This window comes from Roseimaritima multifibrata (assembly GCF_007741495.1).
Taxonomy (GTDB): Bacteria; Planctomycetota; Planctomycetia; order Pirellulales; family Pirellulaceae; genus Roseimaritima; species Roseimaritima multifibrata.
On record NZ_CP036262.1, the window covers coordinates 6705023 to 6726588 of the forward strand.

Annotated in this window: 10 protein-coding genes and 1 tRNA gene; 4 read left to right on the forward strand and 7 right to left on the reverse strand. The window is 55.5% G+C overall.

The genetic code is table 11. The features are described 5' to 3' along the window. Positions 1–236: 236 nt before the first annotated feature. The 5 genes from FF011L_RS24260 to FF011L_RS24285 all read right to left on the reverse strand — a co-directional run bounded on the left by FF011L_RS24260 (position 237) and on the right by FF011L_RS24285 (position 11288). Entirely contained in the window at positions 237–1088 is an 852-nt protein-coding gene (locus tag FF011L_RS24260; RefSeq protein ID WP_145354524.1) for a sugar transferase, read from the reverse strand. Between the two features lie 624 nt (positions 1089–1712). Beyond that, complete coding sequence (locus FF011L_RS24265; protein WP_145354525.1) at positions 1713–2402, reverse strand: exosortase-associated EpsI family protein; 690 nt, start codon at positions 2400–2402, stop codon at positions 1713–1715. A gap of 144 nt (positions 2403–2546) precedes the next feature. Beyond that, complete coding sequence (locus tag FF011L_RS24275) at positions 2547–7367, reverse strand: tetratricopeptide repeat protein (RefSeq protein WP_145354526.1); 4821 nt, start codon at positions 7365–7367, stop codon at positions 2547–2549. A 492-nt stretch (positions 7368–7859) separates the two neighbouring features. Then, positions 7860–9914 carry a polysaccharide biosynthesis tyrosine autokinase gene (locus tag FF011L_RS24280; protein ID WP_218932857.1) on the reverse strand — a complete coding sequence of 685 codons (2055 nt, stop codon included), beginning with the start codon at positions 9912–9914 and terminating at the stop codon, positions 7860–7862. A 474-nt stretch (positions 9915–10388) separates the two neighbouring features. Beyond that, positions 10389–11288: an exosortase/archaeosortase family protein gene (locus FF011L_RS24285; protein WP_246109603.1), complete on the reverse strand. Its 900-nt coding sequence runs from the start codon at positions 11286–11288 to the stop codon at positions 10389–10391. Positions 11289–12420: 1132 nt separating this feature from the next. Between FF011L_RS24285 and FF011L_RS24290 the strand changes: the two genes are divergently transcribed. The 3 genes from FF011L_RS24290 to FF011L_RS24305 all read left to right on the forward strand — a co-directional run bounded on the left by FF011L_RS24290 (position 12421) and on the right by FF011L_RS24305 (position 18428). After that, the gene (locus FF011L_RS24290) at positions 12421–14724 is read left to right on the forward strand and encodes an O-antigen ligase family protein (RefSeq protein WP_145354528.1); all 2304 of its coding nucleotides are present in this window, start codon (positions 12421–12423) and stop codon (positions 14722–14724) included. A 747-nt stretch (positions 14725–15471) separates the two neighbouring features. Continuing rightward, positions 15472–17013 (forward strand): GumC domain-containing protein, encoded by a 1542-nt coding sequence (locus FF011L_RS24300; RefSeq protein WP_218932858.1) that lies wholly within the window; start codon positions 15472–15474, stop codon positions 17011–17013. Positions 17014–17177: 164 nt separating this feature from the next. After that, positions 17178–18428 (forward strand): hypothetical protein, encoded by a 1251-nt coding sequence (locus FF011L_RS24305; RefSeq protein ID WP_145354531.1) that lies wholly within the window; start codon positions 17178–17180, stop codon positions 18426–18428. A gap of 108 nt (positions 18429–18536) precedes the next feature. Here the strand turns inward: FF011L_RS24305 and FF011L_RS24310 are convergent. Next, a tRNA-Arg gene (locus FF011L_RS24310) sits at positions 18537–18609 on the reverse strand. A 692-nt stretch (positions 18610–19301) separates the two neighbouring features. Then, complete coding sequence (locus FF011L_RS24315; protein WP_145354532.1) at positions 19302–20042, reverse strand: SGNH/GDSL hydrolase family protein; 741 nt, start codon at positions 20040–20042, stop codon at positions 19302–19304. 128 nt (positions 20043–20170) lie between these two features. On the opposite strand from FF011L_RS24315, the gene FF011L_RS24320 reads away from it, so the two are divergent. Beyond that, complete coding sequence (locus tag FF011L_RS24320; RefSeq protein WP_145354533.1) at positions 20171–21220, forward strand: thiamine phosphate synthase; 1050 nt, start codon at positions 20171–20173, stop codon at positions 21218–21220. Positions 21221–21566 lie beyond the last annotated feature (346 nt).

Genomic DNA, 21566 nt, shown 5'->3' on the forward strand with positions numbered 1-21566 from the left:
CAAATCTTGGCTTCATGCCAGGCAAGCTGGCATGGGGCCTTTTCTCGTTGCCACACATGCAACTTATTTATCCACGTCTCGGAGAGACGTGGATACGTGAAAGTTGCGTCCCCTGCAGCAGACGCGTTGATTTGCTGCAAACGTGAGATAGGCTGCTCGCATGCCAGGCCCCTATGACAGGCTGGCAGCCGGCACTACTGAATAACGGCGACAGTCTGTCGCTTTGGGCTGACGATTTACTTGGGTAGGTGCGGGGTGGCGCGGGCCGCGTGCGGTGGGTCGATGGCCCATTCGTTGCGGTATTTGCGTTGCTCTAAGAGATCGGTCAGCTTGGTTGGTTTCTGATTTGGAGCCAGTGCCGGACAGTCTTTTAACAAGTCCTTACGATCTAAACCCAGCGTGCGAACCAAACGTTCATTGCTGATGCAGCAGAGCCGCAAAGCGGTCACCATGACCATCCGCGTGTCCAACCAAGCATTGGCGGTGTCGATGTGGTGCAGATCCAGAATCTGCTTGCGTTCGACACATCGCAGCCCACAGTCGGGTGGCAAATTGATTTGAGCTAGCCCAGTGATGCCTGGCTTAACCCACAGACGACGACGGTAACCGGGGATCTCTTCACTTAGAATCCCGACAAATTCAGGACGCTCCGGGCGAGGCCCCACCAAAACCATCTCCCCTTTGACAACGTTGATCAACTGGGGCAATTCGTCCAGATGCAAGTTGCGAAAGATTCGCCCTACGCGGGTAATCCTTGAATCCCCTTTGACCGACCACTGCGGCCCATCCGCTTCCGCGTCCTGTCGCATCGTTCGCAGCTTATAAACATCAAACAGCTGCCCCCCTAAACCGACTCGCGTTTGCTTGAAAAAACCTGGGCCCCTCGAGGTCATCCGAACCGCTAGCCAGCAGGCCAGGATGACAGGCGCGGCAGGGATTAAGAGAAGGGCTCCGGCGAGTCGTTCGACGCCGTTTTTAATTTGAAAATACTCGTGGCGGCGATGCAGTTCGGGCAAGCGAACCGGTCGCTCCATAATTTTTTCGACTGCGTATTCTGGCTCCAATGCCAATTGATCAACAGTTACCATCCTAAATGCCTGTGCGGGTTTTCGAATCGTTATTCATGATGTCTTCGTCGAGTCATTCGATGGGAGGGATGGTTTGTCTCGTCATGAGACAAGGTGGGGTCGCGGCAGGGATGCCGCGGCGTTCAAATTGAAAATCTAAGGTGTTTTGATTGGCTGGACCGAACATGTTAATGCCTGCTGGTCGGTTGCGGTTGTTTTTTGCTTGCCGCTCATCGCTCCGCGAACAAACGCTCCGTTAGCGAACGATTGCGGCGTAAACAGCGACATTATTTTGCGTGTTATTGGAAAAGTTTTTTGGCTTTCGATCGCGGTTTGTGACGTATGGTTCATTGGTGGGATAGGTTCTTGCGACAGAACTTTCGCGGAAGACGTAAAATCTATTCGCGACTTATTGCCGGTCTGTCCACGTTCTGGCGAACGTAGCTACGTGAATGCCATCGCTACCGTCGCCAGACGGTGTTTCCCATCCGGAAACCATCACTTATTGATTTCATGCCCCCCGCGAAAGGCTACACTCTTTGGCGGCACCACCCCCCCCCTCCGTGGGGCCAATTACAAACAATCCTGCAGGGCTATCTCTTTCTTTCGTAATACCCTACCCACGCCGGGTCAAAAAAACAAGTTTTACGGGTGCATCTTCGATTTTAGTTCGGGTAAAAAATCTTGCAAAAAATCATTGATGGGAGATTCGCCTGTTTCTTGGTTTAAAGCACTTGCAACCTGGATCTTGTAAAGCCGGTCGGTCATCCAGACTCGGGGATAATCAACCGCCTGCCAAGCTCCACCATCACTCCACCCATACCAGACCTCTAGATGATTCTGGTTCGCTCCGCGTTGTTTGAATTGTGTCTTCCAAAACCGATCGGAACCCGCGATCGCTGCCTGGACTCGGTCTCCAGCGGGCTCGGTCCCTTTGCTGCTGTAACAGACTTCGGGGGTATGGACGGCGATGGGCCCGCGCGGCCCAAACAGTACGGCCAAATTGACCCGTTGGCCAGTGGCAGGCTGGACATATTCACGGACCGTTGATCCATAACATTGCAAAAGATCGGCCGCATTCGATTCCAAATCGGTCTCGGCAACGAGTTCCCAATCACCACATTTTTCAGGAAGTTGATTCAGTTCACTTCCCAAGGCCTGGACGTCGACCTGGTCGACCCAGCGTCCGTCCAAGTAACCATGGACGATCCCGGAAATCAGAATCGCTCCGACCACGACAATTAGGGCCTTGCGGCGACTGCCGAACCGAGGCCCCGGGTCGGTTGCTGGCGCGTTTTTATTTTCGTTTTCGATTGGGTTGGTGTCCGTGGTCATTTTGTATTGATTGGTCTAGCGGTAAGGAACCGATGCTTTGGTTATGTAGTGGACGAGGCCACGAGTCCCGTTTTGCAGGACTCGTTGCCTCGTCCACTACGCTATTTAAAAAACGACACTTTCGCGGAGCGAAAGACGACATTGCTACGTTGGCCGGTGGGCGGCGAACTTTTCTTGCATGGCTTCTAGGTCTCGTTTTTCGCTCGGCGTTAAGACGCTCTTCTTTAGTTCTCTTAAATCTAATTGGGCCCACTGCGATCGGGCGGTCTGTTCGTCTCCGCTTCGTATCAATGCCATCAGCAGATGAAAGCGATACCTTGGGTCGTCCGATGCGGAAGTTGCTTCACTCAGCGCTTCGATGGCTTCGGGCAATCGATCGTTTCTTAGGAAAACCAATCCCTGCGTGTCCAACAGTTCGGGACTGCGACCGTATAGATCGATCGCCTTTTGGATTCGTGGGATTGCGTCTGCGGTTCGATCGGGAATTTCGCTTAAAGCCATCGCCAAGTTGTTCAGAACTCGGACATTTTGCGGAGCCAATTGTTCGGCCCGTGTGTACAGACTGATCGCTTCGGGGTACCGCTGCTGCGAAAGCCTTAAGGTCCCTAACGATTCGACCAACCTGGGGTCCGATCCAAAACGTTTCAGCGTCGCTGTGAACAACGCTTCCACGTCTTCGGGCACTTCGTTAACCTTGTCGGCGATAATAACCACGTCGGCCATCAGGGCGACCGCGTCGGGATGCTGTTCACGCTGAAAATGGTCGCGGCACACCTGGATGGCTCGCTGGAATTGCCGTCCACGGGCCAACCCGACAACATACACGCGGAACGTTGTGGGATCGTCCTTATAAGCTTGCCCTAACCATTCCAGGGCTTCTTCATGAAAACCTAACTTCGACAAAGTTCGACCCGCGGTCTCCCACGCACCGGCCTCCCGGAAGGTGCCCCCTTGGACGGCCTGTTTGGCCCACTGTTCGGTCAACTGTTTGACTTTATCTTCTTCACCATTTTGCCGGGCCAATCGCAATCGCACATCGAGGGCGATCGGGGACCCTTGCGTCAACTGGTCCAGCTGATCCGCCAGAGCGTTTACATCGGCCGTCTGTTCGGCTCGTAGCAAAAGATCGGCAAAACGATACAAGTCCATCGGCGCCGGTTCCGGGCGACGGGTCAGCAGGCCGTATAACCGGCGAGCCTCTCCCAACGCACGACGTGCATCGCCCGACTGATTTGCTTCGCTCGCGATTGCCCAGCGACGGCGTTCTAGCGCGGCCAGCATTCGCGTCGCATCGTCCGCCTGGGAGCCACCGATACGAATCAGCTCACGCAATATTTTTGCGGCCTGATCCTGACGATCTGCGTCGCCGCGATTGATCAAGATCAGGGCATGCAACAATTGATTTTGGGTACCGCTGCCTGTTTCTTCCGTCAAGATTTTTTGCAAACGTTCCCACGGCACTTCGGCTCCCTCACGCAGCGCGACAGCCAGCGCCAATCGGTTGCGAACATCGGCGCGTCGGGGGGCCACTTCAAAGGCTTTTTCCAGCATCGCAATCGATTCGGTATCCTGTTGCATCAGGCGATGGTACTCGGCCATCGCCAAGTATCCATCCGCGTTTTCCGGGGCGATTCGCAAGACACGCTGGATCGCGGGCAGAGCCGCCTGAAAATCACGAAGTTCCAAATAGGTGACGCCCACAAACAAGGACCGCTGGGGTTCAGAGACTTTACTTTTTGCGGCAGCCAACAATTCCTGCTTGACCTCCTCATTTTTCCCCAGCGTTGCCAGCAATCGCATTCTCGCTTGGTAGGCCGCTAGGCTGGTGTCGCCGGAATACTGAATGGCAGCGGCGTAAGATTCCATCGCCTCGTCGACCAACGCGGTTTTCGCAGGCCCTTCCTCAGCGGCACGTGCTGCGTAGGCGGCCGTTTGCCCCAATAACAACCAGGCCGAAGTATCACGCGGGTTTTGCTTGGACCCACTGCGGGCCAGTTTTAGGCTCTGTTCGTAATCCCCTTTCTGAGCCGCGATTGCGACCCCCAAGGTTCCGATCATCGTGCTCCGACTGGACAACTGCTCAAAGCGGCTGAATTCGGCTTCCGCTTCAGCGACCCGGTTGGCCTGCGTTAATTCAGCAACCAACAGCAAGAGGGTTGAGATGCGGCGATCGCCTGCAGCGATCCCTTCTCGAAGGGAGGTAATGGCCCGTCCGGTTTGGCCACGCCGAGCGGCAATTTCACCAGCCAACGTCAACCCCATTCCCCATCGCGGCCGGTTGTTACGCAGTTCGGCCTGCAGGAATAATGCATCCTGCAACTTCTGTTCGCGTCCAGGGTCGGTACGCCCGGTATGATCCCATTCGGCCAGCAGTCGTTTGGCTCGTGCTAGCCGCCACCACGAACCACCCTCCCCTTCTTGTTCGCGAATACGATCTTCCAAATCGACCAATGACTTTTTGGCGGCAACAAAATCTTCCGCCGAACTGCTCACCTTGCTAAAAGTGGACAATGCGATTTGGAATCGCTGATACGTTTGCTCGGGCGTTTGCTGCTCTGTTGGAATCGATTGCAAAAGTTCATCCGCTTGCTGCGACGCATCGTTTGCCATCGCAATGTCCGCCGCCAATTTCAATACATCGGCCGCCTCCTCAGGCTGGGCCTCTGCAAATTTCTGCAGCCGCGTGACCGCCCCTTCCCACTCCTTTCGCTGAGCCAGGATACGTGCCTGGGTTGAAACATAAGCCAACGAATCGGCCCCGGCAGCGGTTTCCAGACGGCTTAACGCTGACTTGGCACCGTCAATGTTTTCAGCAGCCGCCAATCCGACCGCAGCGGCGGCTTGTAATTCGATGACGTCAACGTACTGCTTTGACAATTCTTCCAAACGTTCGATCGCGGGCTTGGCTTCACTTGATTGCGACTGTGGCAAAGCCAGGGCAAGCAGTTCGTTTCGTGCCTGTAGTTCCGACAAATTTTCCGGCGGCGAATCCGATTCCGCCAATTTGGTCAATCGAGATCGAAGTTGATTTATCCCCTGTTCCAAGCGAGCATAATTTCGCTGGGGCGCAGGTAAAGTCAACTGGCCGTTCAGTTCCGTCTGCAGTTGAGCCAAGGCGACCCCTGGATCGCTTCCCCCAATCGAAGCCCATTGGCCTGCGGCACGGTCGATGTCACCGGCTCGCATCCACGCCTGAGCGGCCTGAGCCCGCAGGGCGTCTTGTTCAGGGGACAGATTGATCGCTCGTTCATAAGTCGAAGCCGCTTGATCCCATGCTTGGATTTCTTCGTACCCTCTGGCAAGCAAAACGGTCGCTGCGACACGCTGTGCTGTATCCACCTTCGCCTGCGATTCCAAAACGGTGCTCAGACGGCGAATCGCTTCGGGATACTTTCCTTGCTGAAAATCGGCTTGCCCTCGCATGCTTTCGACCATCCAACCGGCTCGATCAAGCACTCCCTGCTGCTCACGCCGGGCGTTTGCCGACAGTCGAGATCCCTCGGGTCCAGCCAACCGAACCGACAAGCGGCGAACCAAGCTGTTCAATTTGTCGGTCGCTTCCACGGCTTGTGCCGGTTTCTGTAATTGGAGCAACAACGATGCACGAGCCAACTGCAGGTCAAGGCTATCGTCGGCCAAACGCTCCACACCCTGATTCCACAATTCGAGCGCTGGCCCCATTTTTTCATCCAAAATCCACTGCCGACCGCGAGCCAAATAGGTTCCCTGAACGACCGAAGCGGGAACATCGATTTGCGGCAACGCTATCAGTGCGTCCAGCAAATCGGTTGCCGCTGCATCCACAGCATCATCTGCAGAACCGGTGGCAGCGAACAGAACCAATTCATAATCCCAACGAGGCTGATAGCCCTGTTCATCCGAGGCCTGATTCTTAGCAGCATCTTTCGCCGCCGAACCTTTTTCTTCCCCATCGGTTTGGGGCAAATTTGCAGCGTGAGCTTGAAGGCGTGCAAGGGCGTCAGGAGCGATTTCTTTTAGAAATGCAGGCGTTTGGTCAGGATCGACCGACTGCTTATACTGCGCCACAATCCAGAGGGCACGCCCTTCGTCCTTCTGTTCAGCGATCGTACTGGCAACCTCCGCTGCCAGCGTCTGCAATCTTGCGTCGGTATCGGCCGTCGTCGCCGTTGAATCCGCTGAATCGATTTCCGCAATAAACGTTTCTGGACGGTTCACACAGAGATCAATCAGCTGTGCGGCAAGCGTTAAATCATCGGGATTTGCCTGCCACGCAGATTCCATCAAAGGACCAAGGGCCTGCTTAGCGGCCGTCTGCCAGAATGCACTTACAGGATTGGATTCATCGATTTGAGCCGACTCATCATCCGCACTACTGACAGGATTGGCTGTCGCTTCGGATTGCTGAGAGGCGATCGAGTACTTGGCAATCGCAAGCGCTCGCAACATTTCAGGATCATGAGCGGTGGCGTTGCTGGCCAGAACCTGGGCTTCGATTTGATTCGCGTACAACCCACCGTACTGGAGCAAACGTTTGATCAAGCGGCGTCGGAGGTCCTCTTCAGTTCCCTGAGCAACCTGCTGGGATTCTTCCGCATCGTCCGGAACGTTATGGATTGCGGCCAATGCATCCCGCAGGAATCGCCTAGCGCGATCGACTTTGCCGATGTCCTGACTGGTCGCTGAACCAGCCGCTTTGTCGGCAGCTAACCCTAATTGAATCGCAGCGTCGACATCCCCTTGCTGGAGCATCTGTTGTCGCCGCAACCACTTGATTTGCTTTTCCCAGTCCTGGGCTTCGCCCGCTTGTTCAACCTGCGTCGACAGCGAACTAACCAACTGACTCGACTGCCGCCAGTAAAGGCCTCCCGCAATCATTGCAACTACCAGGGCAGCGATCACCGATTTAACAAACAGCGAAAGGTTGAACTCCCACCGTGTTTTGCGGGAGCGTCGGCGAGTCGACGTTTTCGTAGGAGTATTCATAGACTATGAAATTTTATGGAGAAGGTTGTGAGCAGCGTTCACGACCCGCTGGGTAGGTTTTGAGTTTTGAGTCTTCAGAAAAACGTGACGGGCAGTCGGTTGGAGTTTGGTCGCCTTTCGCTTCGCGAAAGAACGTCTTCATTAAAGCTACTTTCGCGGAGCGAAAGGCGACAAACACTCCGCGAAAGAACGCCTTCTTAAAACTACTCTAGCGGATCGAAAGGCGACACACGCCCCTCTCTAAACGTTTTTCATTGGATATCTGTACCCTTAAAACCTGCCACTCGGTTTTCAATACAACCCTCGTACGGAGGGTGACAGGGATGGGACATTTGCAAAACAGGAACCATTGATCCCTGCTCGCGGCGGGTGGTTATGACAACAAAGTGCGTCAGCGGAACGCACTTTAAAACCACGACTCCCCTGTGGAAGCTTCCAATCGAAATACCTTGTCTCAGCGATATCCGCAGCACGCCCAACGTGGGCGTTTCGCTACTTGATCGCTGGCTGGTTTGCTTCGGGAGCCATCAGATAGTTGTAATCGCCATAGCGATAGGAGTACTGCTGGTAGGGGACGCCACTAAAGACCGACCCGACCACGTTTGCTCCAGCAGCTTCCAACCTTCGCTGGCTGCGGATGGCGGTATCGGTACGGCTGAGGTCTCGCATCATGCAGACCAGTGTCGCGTCCGTTTCGGCAGCGATCGCCAGCGTCTCGCCAGCCGCCAACACGGGGGCGGTATCGATCACCACGTAGCGGTACTTTGCCAACGCTTGATCCAAGAGGTCTCGAATGGCCGATGAATTGAGCAATCGATGAGGGCTTTGATGCATCAAGCCAGCCGGCAGGACGTGCACCAAGTCTCCAAGCGATTTATCGACCGCGTCCTCCAATTTCACATCTTCGGAAAGAACCCGAGTCAAACCAGGCCCCATTTCCAAACCAAAGATCGCATGCTGATCCGGTTTGCGAAGGTCGGCATCGATCAACAGGATCGTTTCGCCGCAAGCTTTTGCAAGCGAGATCGCTAGCTGCGAGGAAACACTACTTTTCCCTTCACCCGACAGGCTACTGGCAACGGAAATCGTCCGAACATCACGCGTATCTTTGGAGAGCATCAGATTCGCCCGGAGCGTGTCGATACTTTCTTCAAAGACCCGTTGCCGTTTGCTGCTACCGGCTCGCGATGGCAAGCGAGCGACTTCTCCAATCACGGGAGCGAGCGATTGTCCGTCGAACCCACTGGCATCACAGATACGCTGTGAGCGGAATTCCAGCAACAATCCAAGCAGGAAAGGAATCATAAAGGCGGCCCCACCCGCGACAACCATCTTTTTCACAGGGACAGGAACCAGCGGTTTATTAGGCGGCTTGGCCGCAGCCAAAGTCTGAATCGTCATTCCACGTCGACGTTCGGTTCGAATCGCGGCCAAGCGTTCGTTCAACTTAGCGAGAATCCCTACTGCAATTTCACGATCTTCCTGCGCGAATCGAAGGTCTGCGGCATCGCCCCCCTTCTGCTCCAATCGCCCTTTCTCAAGATCGTACTCTTGCTGCAAAATCGAACGCTTGGATTTCAATTCAGCCAATTGAACTTCTTGGCTTGCCAGTGAAGCCTTCGTCGACACTTCCAGATTGGCCAATTGTGATTCGCGTTCACGCTGAGCAAGTTCCATCGCATGTTTCTGCAGAACTTCCGGCGCACGATCGCGGGCCACTTTCTCGGCCGCTTGAACTTGCTTGCGAAGTTCATCCGCTTGCTTTTTCAGATCTTCGTAATGATCTTGCCGAAGCGAAGCAAAACCAGCATCCTCCATTCCACGGATCTTTTTCTCACGATCCGCCAGCAAGCCACGATGCTTGGCGACTTCACCGTCGGAAGAAACGTACCGAGCAATCTCGGCCGATGTCGGCTCTGGAATTGTAATTTCAGGAAGCGTTTTCACCACTTCTCGAATATCTTTGCCCCCCGCCTTTCGCATCGCAATTTTGGCTTCCAGTATGGACTCCTCAACAATCAAATCTGCCAAATCACGCCGCAAAGAGCCAAGGACCGACAAATCATTCTCTAATCCCTCGACACGCATGGTTGGATCAAAACCGTAGGCTGCTTTACTTAGTTCACGGACACGTCGCCCATGCCCAGCGACCTCCTCCTTCCAAAGATCGATCGAGGGAGACAGCCAACTTTCCAGATTCGCAACGCGTTCGTTATCAAATTGCTCGCGGCGAGCTAAATAGGCTTCCACAATCTCATTGCAAATCAAAGCAGCGTGCTGTGGATCCGGGTCTTGATAGCTGATCGTCAACGAAGCGGAACCAGCACCGCTGACTCGCATATATTTACGCATTGTATCTTTTGCTAATTGCGTGTCCGCAAATGCAGGCAACGACTGAATTTCAGGCTTTGCCAACACTTCATCCAACACCATATCGGTGTAAATCAACTGCCGCTCGCTGCCTGCCAAATTTGCCGAAGTAGGCATCACCCCTTCAAAAACGACATAATCCTGATTCTTTTCTAGCAAATGAGTTGCTTGATACATCGGGACAAAGGTTGCAAAAACTGCATATGCAGCAACCGATGCGAGCGCCAGACCAAGCGGCACAGCCCACAACCAGCAACGACGGAACGTCACCCAAATGAGTCGGGGATCAAACTCTTGCCCCTTTGCAGCTGGCGGCTCTACGCGCCGTTCGACGGGCCCACGTGGCGCGGCCGAACGGTCGACCCGATATTCGTTGGAGGGGGTTATTCTATTATCCACGCGTGATTCCTAATGAAAACTTTGGTTCACACAAACCGTAAAATAGATCAATCCATTTCACTCGCGGTTGATTGCACCGCGGTGGTCGGCTCCGTCCGAACAAGGAATTCAATTGCCTGACGGCGACTGGATCCCACTACCTGCTGTATTCTCTAAAACACTTTTGAAAGTGTCGCTTTTTTGTCGCCTTTCGCTCCGCGAAAGAACGCTTGGGGACGCATCTTTCGCGGAACGAAAGGCGACACTAACTCTCTATGCACCTTCCGTGGCTGCCCGGACCCGTTCCGTCGGATCGTGTATTTCCAGTGGCCGGTATAAATGTTCCCAATAAATCTTGACGCACCACAACAGAGCGGCCGCCACGGGGATCATTAAATACCCTGACCAATCATGGATCACATGCCTTGCCCCTGGCGTTTCAAACCACTGATACAAAACTCCGGTCGCTGTGATCCGAAGTGCGTTGACAAACAACGCCATTGGAATCACCGCCGCGAAGATTACCAGTCGATCCAGCCAGCTTCGCTTCACCGTTGCCGCCCAGAAAAAGGCGAGGGCAAACATACCGACAAAGATTCGCATCCCCGAACAGGCTCGTTCGACCATCAATTGGGAATCGTTCACCCAGATCGTATGCCCCTCGGAGACGGCAGGCAAACCAACGATTCGTAACATCCCCGTACTGATCGCCGTGGCGACCCCCTGCAATTTCCAGCTCAACATCGTTTCGGCACGATAAGGAAGCGGAACCAACATGATCAGAAACACGATTGCCGGAGCCGCCCAGCGGAGCGCTGGCCAACCGAGCAACAACCAGACGATTCCAGCGACTAGCGGAACCAAAGACCAACCATCAAAGAAGTCCATGTAAGCCAATCGGCCTACCACCCGCATCGCAACGGCTACCAGGATAAGACTGACTCCACGCCAATCGACCTGAGCTTGAATCCCCGGGAAAGTCTCCCACCGCATCCACAATATCAACAACGATAGCGGGACCACGATGTACCCGTGCGAATAGTCGGGCTCACGATCCCAAGCCTGTTCTAACCAGCGGAACGTGGGCCAGAACGCGTAAAGCGTCACCACCACCAGCATCGCAACCGTTCCCCACAACCAGGGACTCGCCCAAGCGATCCGATCGGCCGCCAACAGAGGAGACTTCTCCCGTCGGCGAGACGATCGGCGTTTTTTTTTAGGTGCGTCGCTAGATACCTCACCACCCGAGGATGGCTTGACACGAGCAAGGGGTGACCGAGGCGACTGGCGCTTACGAGTGGAACGCTTAGACAACCGAAACACCTTTGCGGAAATCAAAACTGAAGGAAAACGTGCAACGCCCCAGCGGCGCGCACTTCGTGCTCCTCGGTGACACAAACGCGTCCCTAGAGCAACCAAAACAACGGGGACTTAACTGCCTCAAATCGGCAACTTTCGTCGAAAAAGGGGGAGTCATTCCCCGCAAGAGAGGCAACGGCCAAATTCCATGCCATCAACACTACCCCCTCCCCTAGAGTGGTAATCATAGTAGGTCGCAAAATGGAAAACGTCAATCAACTGGTCCATCTTTCCCCTACTTCGTTGGCAAGGCCGTCCGGTTCTAACGATCATTCCGGCAAGAAGAATTAAAACGATTTCAACGGCCGGACATTTTGGATGAACCAGCATCCAGTTTAGTTCCCCGCCTCTCGAAGCGGGAGACGCAGCAGCAATACGAAGGCATCGGACTCCGAAATCGGCCAGTAACAAGTCCAAATTTGCGGAGACGCCCCTTCCAGGGGAGCAGAAAACAACAAAAAGAAGTAAAGGAAACGGGTGTCCGACGCCCCAAAACAAGCTCCCATAAATCCAAATTTAAAATTGAACCAACGATTCGTCAGTTGGTTCAATCGGCTGCGATTAATAAGGTTGTTTGAGGCGACAATGGCCGGACGGCTGGAGCCCAATACCAAGTACTTTGGCATTTACGGGCGGATTCCCTAGCGGATCGGAGCAAGCCAGCCGGCAAATTCAAAGTGTTTTCAAAGCGATTGCCGGACAGCCCGCGCCGCGAAGAAAGCATCCAAGAAAAGGGCCGGACGGCTCGCGCCGTACCGCTAAGAAGGTGACCGGAGGGTGCCAGACCAGCCCGCCTGCCCCCAATCCACCAACCAACACAGCAACGACCTATAGTAGTTCCAGCACGGCACCAACTCCTTCACTCCTTCACTCCTTCACTCCTTCACTCCTTCACTCCTTGTCTCCTTGTCTCCTTGTCTCCTTGTCTCCCAACTCCCACTCACCCTTGAACACCACCGCCCCCTCTAAAAAACACCCCACCGCCCTAGCCCTACTCCTAACCCTACTCCTCGCCGGGACCACTATCTGGACGGCTTGGGACAATGGTGGCGGGCATCGATCGACTCAGGCGACGGCTGCGGGTCTGCTTTTGCTGCTTTTTCCGCTGGGGTTGGCGTTGGTGGCAGCGAACTGGAAGGCGGCACCCCGTTTTCGCGTTTCTCCTTTGGTCGCGCTGGCATGCTTGGCTTGGTTCCTTGGTTTCTGCCAAACCATTCCGCTACCCAATAGCCTCCTTGGCATCCTCAGCCCCGGCAGCTTGGCGGCTTACCAAGACTTTGTGCCTGCGGGCTTGCTGGCGGAAGCCGAAGCCCAAGGGATCGAACCCGCTGGCGGCGGATCACGTCACCCGATCAGTGTCGCCCCTCTGCACACTCGCATCGCACTGACCATTCCGGCAGGGTTTGCCGTTGCCTGTTGGCTATCGACGCTTTGCTGCCGAGAGAAACGTTGGGGGGTGATTCTGCTTCTAAGCATCGCGGGAGCGGGAACTCTTTTCGCCTTTTTTGGGCTGGCGGATTCGATTCGCTTGGCTCGAGATTCCAGCGAGGAATTACGTCAACGACTGCTCATTTCCCCGGTCGGAGTTGGCGACCCGTTTGGTCCTTTTATTAACAACAACAATTGTGCGGGATACTTAAACCTGGCAATTGCCGCAGCGATTGGCCTACTTCCGCTTTCGATTCGCCGCCCTCCTGGATCCGAAACGACCTCGGAGACTCCACCGGCCCCCAAGGCCACCAATCCAATCCCTGCCGCATCGCAGTGGCGAACGATCGGAATCTGCCTGATGATCGCGATCTTGGTGGGGGGAATTTTGGGAAGCCAATCCCGCGGCGGAGCCCTAGGGATGCTGGCGGGAGCAAGCGTCCTGGGACTTTACCTGTTCCGCAGCGGTGCCAAATTTCGGACGCTGGTCGTCGCTGCAGGCACCATCGCAGCGGCGATCCTGTTGCTCAGCTGGCTGGGAATGACAACCGATGTCCGCAACCGACTGGAGACGTTGACCAGCGGGGAATCGATGAACGACCCTCGCCTGGAACATTGGCAAGACGGGCTGCGAACCGCAGTCGCTCATCTGCCGGGTGGAGCTGGCCTGGGGACGTATCGCTTTGCCCACCTACCTTTTCAAGCATTTGAAACCAATCTTTGGTTTTACAACGCGGACGGGATGCACGTTGAATGGCTGGTCGAGGGGGGGTTCTGGTGGATCCCTATCATTCTAGCAGGCCTTTATTTCCTGATCCGAGACACTCGAACCCTCGCGAGTGACCAGGATACCACGTCGCCCGACCAACGCTCCTACCGGCAAGGACTGGTATTGGCCAGCCTGTTCTTGATTCCTTCGATGATTATCAGCCAGTCGTTTGACTTCGCGATCGCGCTCCCTCCGGTCTTGCTGACGGTTGCCTGCTTGGCCGGAGCCATTAGCGGAGCAGCTAGCGAAACCACCCAATCCTTAGCGGATCGCCGAGAGACGAGCGGCAAAGGGGAGTGGTTTTTAAGGCTGTTGCCGGACGGCTTGCGCCGTTCCGCTAAGAAGATGAGTGCCATTGGTGGCGAACCGTCTGGCAGCACTCGAAATCGACAGGCAACCATCGCCAGCCTGCTCGTCCTGGCGATTCTGATCTTTGCCCAAGCTTCGGCATACGTTTTCATGGACCGAGGCGCGGAGGCCGAGCGAGCCAACTTTGCTCACAACAAACACGCAGCAACGCCGGCGGACCGTTTGCCGGACTACACCGCTCGCTTCCAAGGCCTGGAAAATCAGATTGCCGGCGGGACTTTGATTGCTGACGGAGACCTGGGGATGGCGCGATGGATTGTCAATGAACAACGTCGTGCCGGAGCAAAATGGCTCGTCGAACAAAAACTAGCCGACTCCAAACAAGCCGACCGCATCGTTTCGCCCCGCACCCTCCGCAGGGCACTTCAACAGGCTGCGGTCGACGAAACGGGGCAAACCCTTCAAATGGAAGATTTGCTAACCCCCACCCAAAGCCTGCAACGATACAGGGATGCCCGAGACCACGCCTTAGCCGCAATGTTGCAATCGCCTCTGGACGACCGACCCAAAGAGATGCTGATCGAGCTGGACTTTCTTGATCCCAACGCCGAGGAGAACTCGCCACAGTTGCTGGAGCAAATCAAGAAGCTCCGTCACACCAACCCGGCAATCATGAGAAGAATCCAACGTCTGAAAATGCCAAACAAAGAGAACAGGCCGCCAACCTCAGCAGAGGGAAGGTGAGGTAATTGTCGCCTTTCGCGGGGGACGTGAAGAGCGAAGAGCGAAGAGCGAAGAGCGAAGAGCGAAAAAATCTGGCTCCCCTCGCCCTCAAAACAAGCTTGCTTAAAGCAAGTTTGACATCAAATCAACAGTTCGCCAGCCAGTTCAAATGACTACAGCCAAAAGGCTTGTTTTGGGGGGAGGGGGGCGGGGGGGGGGGGGGCCGATTGCGGTAGGGAAAGACGTGACATACCCGCTTGAAACACCAGGCATTCATCGCGTCTTCGCTGCAAAATCGCCGCGTAAAACACCCCCTCCCCCCCAGCCCCTCTCCCCCAAGCAAGCTCCGCAAAATCGAACCAAAAGGGAGAGATCACGCATTAAGCCAGCAAAGATTTCGTCCGCTACAAAGAGCTTGCTTAGGGGCGAGGGGAGCCAGATTTTTGCCTGTCGCCTTTCGCGAGAGACACGGAAGTAGCCTTTAAGGACATTCCTTCACGGAGTGAGAAAAAAACTTCTCCCCACTCCCCACTCCCCACTCCCCACTCCCCACTCCCCACTCCCCACTCCCCACTCCCCACTCCCAACTCCCAACTCCCAACTCCCAACTCCCAACTCCCAACTCCCAACTCCCAACTCCCAACTCCCAACTTGTCTTGCGAGATGTTTGACAAATCGACGTTGGAGGACATCTGGTTTTAGTATGATAGGACCTCGGCCGGTGCGATGTCCCCTGCCCCCTTATTCTCTGATTTGCGTTATTTACCTATGTCATCGACTGCTCGCCGGACCGTTTCTCGCATCCTTGGAATTTCCGCCTGGGGTCTGCTGGGGATGTTGGTTGGACTGGGGGTCGGGTACTTCATGTACGTTAAGCAGCCGGCGGTCTTCACTTCGACCTCCACTTTTGAGATCGCCGGAAACCCTGCGGGCAGCCGTCCCGCCAGCACCGATCCTGCCGAACTCGCCAATGAAGCGCCCTCTACGCAACCGGCCGGTCCGTTCCTGTTCAGTCAGACGATCATTGCCCAAGCGATCGATTCCGAAAACCTGTTGCGACAACTCTCCTCAAACCGATCGGCTACGGCGGACCAGGTGGCCGGCCAATGGATCGCGGCGGGAAACATTTCGACCGAGGCTTTGGGGTCCTCTGGCAAAGGAGCCCTCCTTCAGCTTCAAACCAAAGCCCCCACTCCTTCGGTGGCAACACGGCTAAACCAAGCGATCCTAGCCACATACCAATCTCAGAATACCGATAACAAGGAATTCGTTCAGTGGAATGAATCGATCGAGCTGCTGACCACCGCTCGCGCCGAAATCCAAAAACGACAAGCGGAACTGGAAGCGTTTGCACAAAACCTTGAAATTCCTGCCGATGCGGTTTGGATTGACGGTAAGGTCGAATCGGCTGCAGCGACTCGGCTGCCCACCTTGAAAACGGAACTGCAGCAGCTGACCGCCCAACAATCGGCACTCGCCAAACGGTTGATTGAAATCGAAGCGATGATCGCCCAAGGGTCCTCGGCAGAACAGATTCTGGTGGTGATGGGGCAACCTGTACCAACTTCGCCCCCTGAACCCGAAAATGCGAGCGACGAATCAGCGGCTAGGGCATACGCTGCGGAACTGGCACGACGCGAACGAGCCGAACGGCGTGCAAAATGGGAAACCGAAGTTATTCCGCTGGAACAAGAATTAGAAAAATTGCTGACCAAAGTCGGGCCAGCTCACCCGGCTGCCGTCGCTCTCAAAAGCCGGCTGGCAAAAGCCCGCGATGATTTCGGTGCCCCGGGCAACAACGAAACCGCCCCTGCAGACAAACCGAACAGCCCGTCTTCGCCAGACGCCAAGGAAGGTCCAGCCGACGTGGAGGCTGAGGCCCCGCCAAGCAATGGGCAGCGGATTTCGACGTTGCTGAAACAACTGCGAGCCCAAAAGCATCGCCTGGACCAACAGCGGAGCCGAGCGGAAGAGGAGCAGTCACAGGTCCTTCTTACCCTGACGTCGGAAGAGCAAAAGCTAAGGTTGGCCGATTCGATTCAGCAAGATCAGGCTCAGCAACGCCAATTGCTCGCGTCGGTGATCACAAAACTGGCGACCTTGGAAGACGCCAGCCCGATCCTGCCCGCCATTCTGACCACGACCTCCCCACCCTCCGAAGGAATCCAAACCGATCCCCAGTTACGCCCCTACCTATTAACCGGTGGAGCCGTGGGGCTTGCTTTGGGCATCTTAGCTGCGATTTTGCTATGGGGAGCCAGCCTGATGACTACAGACGGAATAACCCAGGAAAAGAGTACAACCATTTGATTGACTTCAATCCGTAGCGTAGGTAACGTGTAGTAACTAGAGAACTTTAATGACGTATACGATGTCCCACTTCCAGGGCCATTTGGGCCGTTCAGCTTCGCCCTGCAGTGATTAAAGCGAAGCGAAACGTGCAACACCTCGTCTTTTACCTTGGAAATCATCCCGTGCTAAAACGACTATTGACCTCCGCCAGCCTCTGCTTCTTACTGACCAGCGTCGCCGCTGCTCAAGCTCCGGCAATTCCCAGTCTTTCGGAAGCCCTTCCAACACCTGCGGGCGCTCCCGCCGATGTTACGGATTCGGTACCGGAGAGCTTTTTTGCGTTTACCGATAATGGTAATTTGCATCTGCGAGTGTTGAATCTGCACGGAGGTGAAGGCCCCGCAGTCGAAGGGCAACCGGTCGCACGCGAGATCCAATTGTTCTCGCGCGGTGGTGTTTCATGGCGGGCACCGATTTCTGCCGATGGACTCGCTCGCTTTTCAGGCGTCGCTCCCGGGCCTTACGGAGTCGTGATCTCGGGACCTGGCATCTATGCGGTTGTCGCCATCGCGGTCGTTCCCAAGCCTGCCGACGTCCAAACGTCTGCGCCATTTGAGATCCCTGTCATCCCCAATTCCAGCGACTTGCAAATTCGCAACTATGCCAGCTACATGGCAAACCCCGATCCACGAAACTACAACTTCAGCTTGGACTACAACAAAGTCAAACACCGGTCGAAACCCTTCTACCAAGGCGAACTCGATTCGGACGGCTTGCTTCATGGCCGGATTTACGGATTTGTCGACCCTTCGCAGGTTCTTGACCGTTCAGGCCACAAAATCACGATCTGGCGTCAAAGCGTGAAAATCGATGAAGTCGCCACCGACGATAATGGTTGGTTTGTTGTCAGCGGTCTTTCCGTAGGCGTTTACAACGCAATTGCAACAGGCCCTCTAGGTTACGCAGCCTTCACGTTCCAAATCACCGGATCCGCCGTCAAACCAGCCGAAGCGGTTGAAGGCACTCCAGTGGTTCGCCGAGCGAGCTTCCGCAAAGCGGCCAACTTCCGCACGATTGCGATGCAAAGCCCCGGCATTTCACCTCCCATCGATATCCTGATGCTACCACCTGAATTTGTCGCATCGGTTGAAGAAGGCGTGAACGACGACCTCACCAATCGTGGCGAAACTCCAGGCACCACACCTCCAGGTGGTGCTTCCGCTGGCGGCCCAGGAACGGGCGGCGGTGGTGGTGGCGGAGGAGGCGGTGGTGGCGGAGCAGGCGGCATTGGTGCATTGGCCGGACTTGCCGCCCTAGCTGCAGCAGCCGGGGATGGCGGTGGCGGAGCAAGCGTAGATACCGGAGCCATGTCCGATGCCACAGTGATTACCATCGACCCAGTAATTCCTATCGATCCGGTAGACATTCCGTAAGAGAAGCGACCTGCAGCATCACCAAGCCGCCCGGCGACGCGATTCGTCGGGCAGCCGCGGCCGTTTCGAATAGAGAGAACGGCCGCCAACTCTTCAGCTGAAAAAGAATGCCCCCGGCAGGAATTGAACCTGCGACACCCGCTTTAGGAAAGCGGTGCTCTATCCCCTGAGCTACGAGGGCGGGCCTTGTCAGCATTTGCTGACAAGATGCGGCATTCTAATCAAACTTTCAGCCGTATGCAGTCCCACGGCAAGGATTCCCAGAAGCCCGCTTGGCGGCAGCATATCGAAGCCTTAGAAAAGTAGGCCGGATCAAAGAGCGACAGCGATGCAGCTCCGGCGGAAACACCGCCTAGCTCCGCCTCTCGTACCTCCCCCTATCGACTCGTGCGATTTATTAGAAAAGTAGGCCGGATCAAAGAGCGACAGCGATGCAGCTCCGGCGGAAACACCGCCTAGCTCCGCCTCTCGCACCTCCCCCTCTCGACTCGTGCGATTTATTAGTTGGCGGTTTCCTAGCGGAATGCAGCGGAAGCGAGAAACGTCTGCCCCCCAGGTCCCCTGATCGGTTTATCCGACAGGAACGATAGATTTGAACTTAGCAGCGGTCACCCTCATCGCATTGCCTCCGGTTCGGCTTGCCGCTTTCAGCGGCAAGCCGAACCGGAGGCGCGACCTATTCAAAACAGGATCTAACTTCAAATCTTTGCTTCATGCCAGACAAGCTGGCATGGGGCCGACTCCGTTTGGATACCTGAAGATCGACTATTTATAAAATCGACGCCCCCCGAGGCGGAGAGCTCAGCAAGCACAAGTTTCGAGGGATGCCGAAAAGAATAAGCAAAGAAAGCCTGGCCCCCTGTCCGCAGATGATCACTCTGCCTTGGACTTCAATGCTTTGCGGATCTGAGCAGCCACCTCTGCTCCCAAGATCGCGGAACCCGCGGCGGTGTAGTGCACATCGGCTGGCTTTTGAATCTTCCGTTTGTGCTCTTTTGCAAACGTGTAAAGGTCGTCGATAGCGACCTGATTCGCTTCCATCACCTCGGCAGCGATCGCGTTGTATTCAACCGAATCGCCGACGTTACGACCTCGAGCCCCTTCGGGGACGGGGGTCGTTGAGCACCAGATCAATTCGGCTCCGGTTTGCTTCAAACGATCGACCAACTTTTGCAGATTGGCTCGGTAATCTTCCGGCGTCACCTGCCGCCGGCTGTTACTCGCTTCAACCGCCACCAACGACTTTCCATCTTTCCCCACATGCTTCAGGTCATGCAGCCCAAAATTGAAATGGATCACGTCCCATTTCCCCTCTCCCAGCCAAGCCTCTAAATTGTCGATCCCACGAGTGGTCGGACCACAATTCATCAGCGGGCGAATAACGTTTGCTTCCCCTTTCATATTTGCACGAACGGCCACGGTATAGCCAATCGAAATCGAATCACCAATCAAAAGGACTCGAGGCAAATCAGGGTCTTCCTGAACCGGCTTCATCGGTTGATCCGCGACCGTTTTTTTAGCCGCCACAGGCTTCGCATCCTGAGCCCCAACCAGTCCCGAAGCAAACCCAACCAATAAAATCGCACCAACAGCGAAACGCAATTTAAATGACATCAAGAAGTCACACCCAAGCGAGGAAAGAAACAAAGTCCAAGAAAGCATTATAGTACCCCCACTCCCCAAAACACCTCTCCGTGTCCCCGTGTCCCCGTGTCTCCGTGTCTCCCAACTCCCAACTCCCAATGACAACCGCGATCTACCGCATCCTCGACGCATCCTTCAACCGCATCGGCGAAGGCTTCCGCACGCTCGAGGACTACGCGCGATTCGCTTTGAATGACGCGTTGCTTGCCGAGAGCGCAAAGGGACTGCGGCATGATCTAGCGACTGCCGCTTCGCAGTTGCCGCGGCGCGAACTACTTGCCGCGCGCGACACACCGGGCGACGTCGGCACGGACCTACAAACCAGCGGCGAACAGACGCGCGCGGCCCCGGCGTCGGTCGCCGTCGCAGCCGCCACACGCTGCCAACAAGCCCTCCGTTCTGCGGAGGAATACGCCAAATGCATTTCCCCGAACGTAGCGGTTCAACTTGAAAAGATTCGCTACCAAACCTACACGCTTGCGGCCGCGATCGAAACTTTGCCCGATCGCTGCAACCGACTGGCCGACCGGAACCTATACGCATTGATCAACGGTGCGGACGGCAAAGATTCATTCCTCAAAAACCTGCGATCACTGGCCGAGGGTGGCGTCGACATATTTCAGCTACGCGACAAACAGTTGAGCGACCGCGAACTGTTCGAATATGGGTCCGCGGCGATGACCGCGTTGCGACAGATGCCGGGGCAACGTCCGCTATTGATCATCAACGACCGAGCCGACATTGCGATCGCATGCCAAGCGGACGGGGTCCACGTCGGACAAGACGAATTGCCGCTCGCCAGCGTTCGAAAAATGATGCCCCCGGCAAGCCTGATCGGAGTCTCCACACACTCTTACGCCCAAGCTGAAACAGCGGTTTTGGGCGGAGCGGATTACATCGGCTGCGGCCCCACTTTCCCCAGCCAAACCAAAACGTTCGACGAATTTCCCGGATTGGATTTCCTCAAGCAAATTGCCGCGTCGATCTCGTTGCCCGCGTTTGCAATCGGGGGCATCAACCAAGAGAACCTGAACCAAGTCCTACAAACCGGAATCCGCCGGATCGCAGTCACCGCCGCCCTCCAATCCGCAGCCGCCCCTCAACAAGCCGCCGCCGCCCTCAAGCAAAGCCTAAGCAAAGCCCAATAACGCGAGCGATCTCTCTGAAGACAATGGTTCCAATTGTTTATTCGCCTGCCTACCGCGGGACGTCGACTGCATCAGAAAGTAAAAAGTAGGCCGGATCAAAGAGCGACAGCGATACAGCTCCGGCGGACGAATCGCGTAGCTCCGCCTCTCGGGACGCGCGATTTATAAGCCGACGGTTTTCGCTTCCGCTGGGCTTGCGAAACAATCGACGTCCCCCGAGGCGGAGAACGCAGCAAGCACGAGTCTCGGAGAGACTCTACTACGTGCTATTTCCATTCGGCCGATTGCAGGTCTCCAACGGGACGCTGCGAAAGGGCGTGTAAAAAGTAGGCCGGATCAAAGAGCG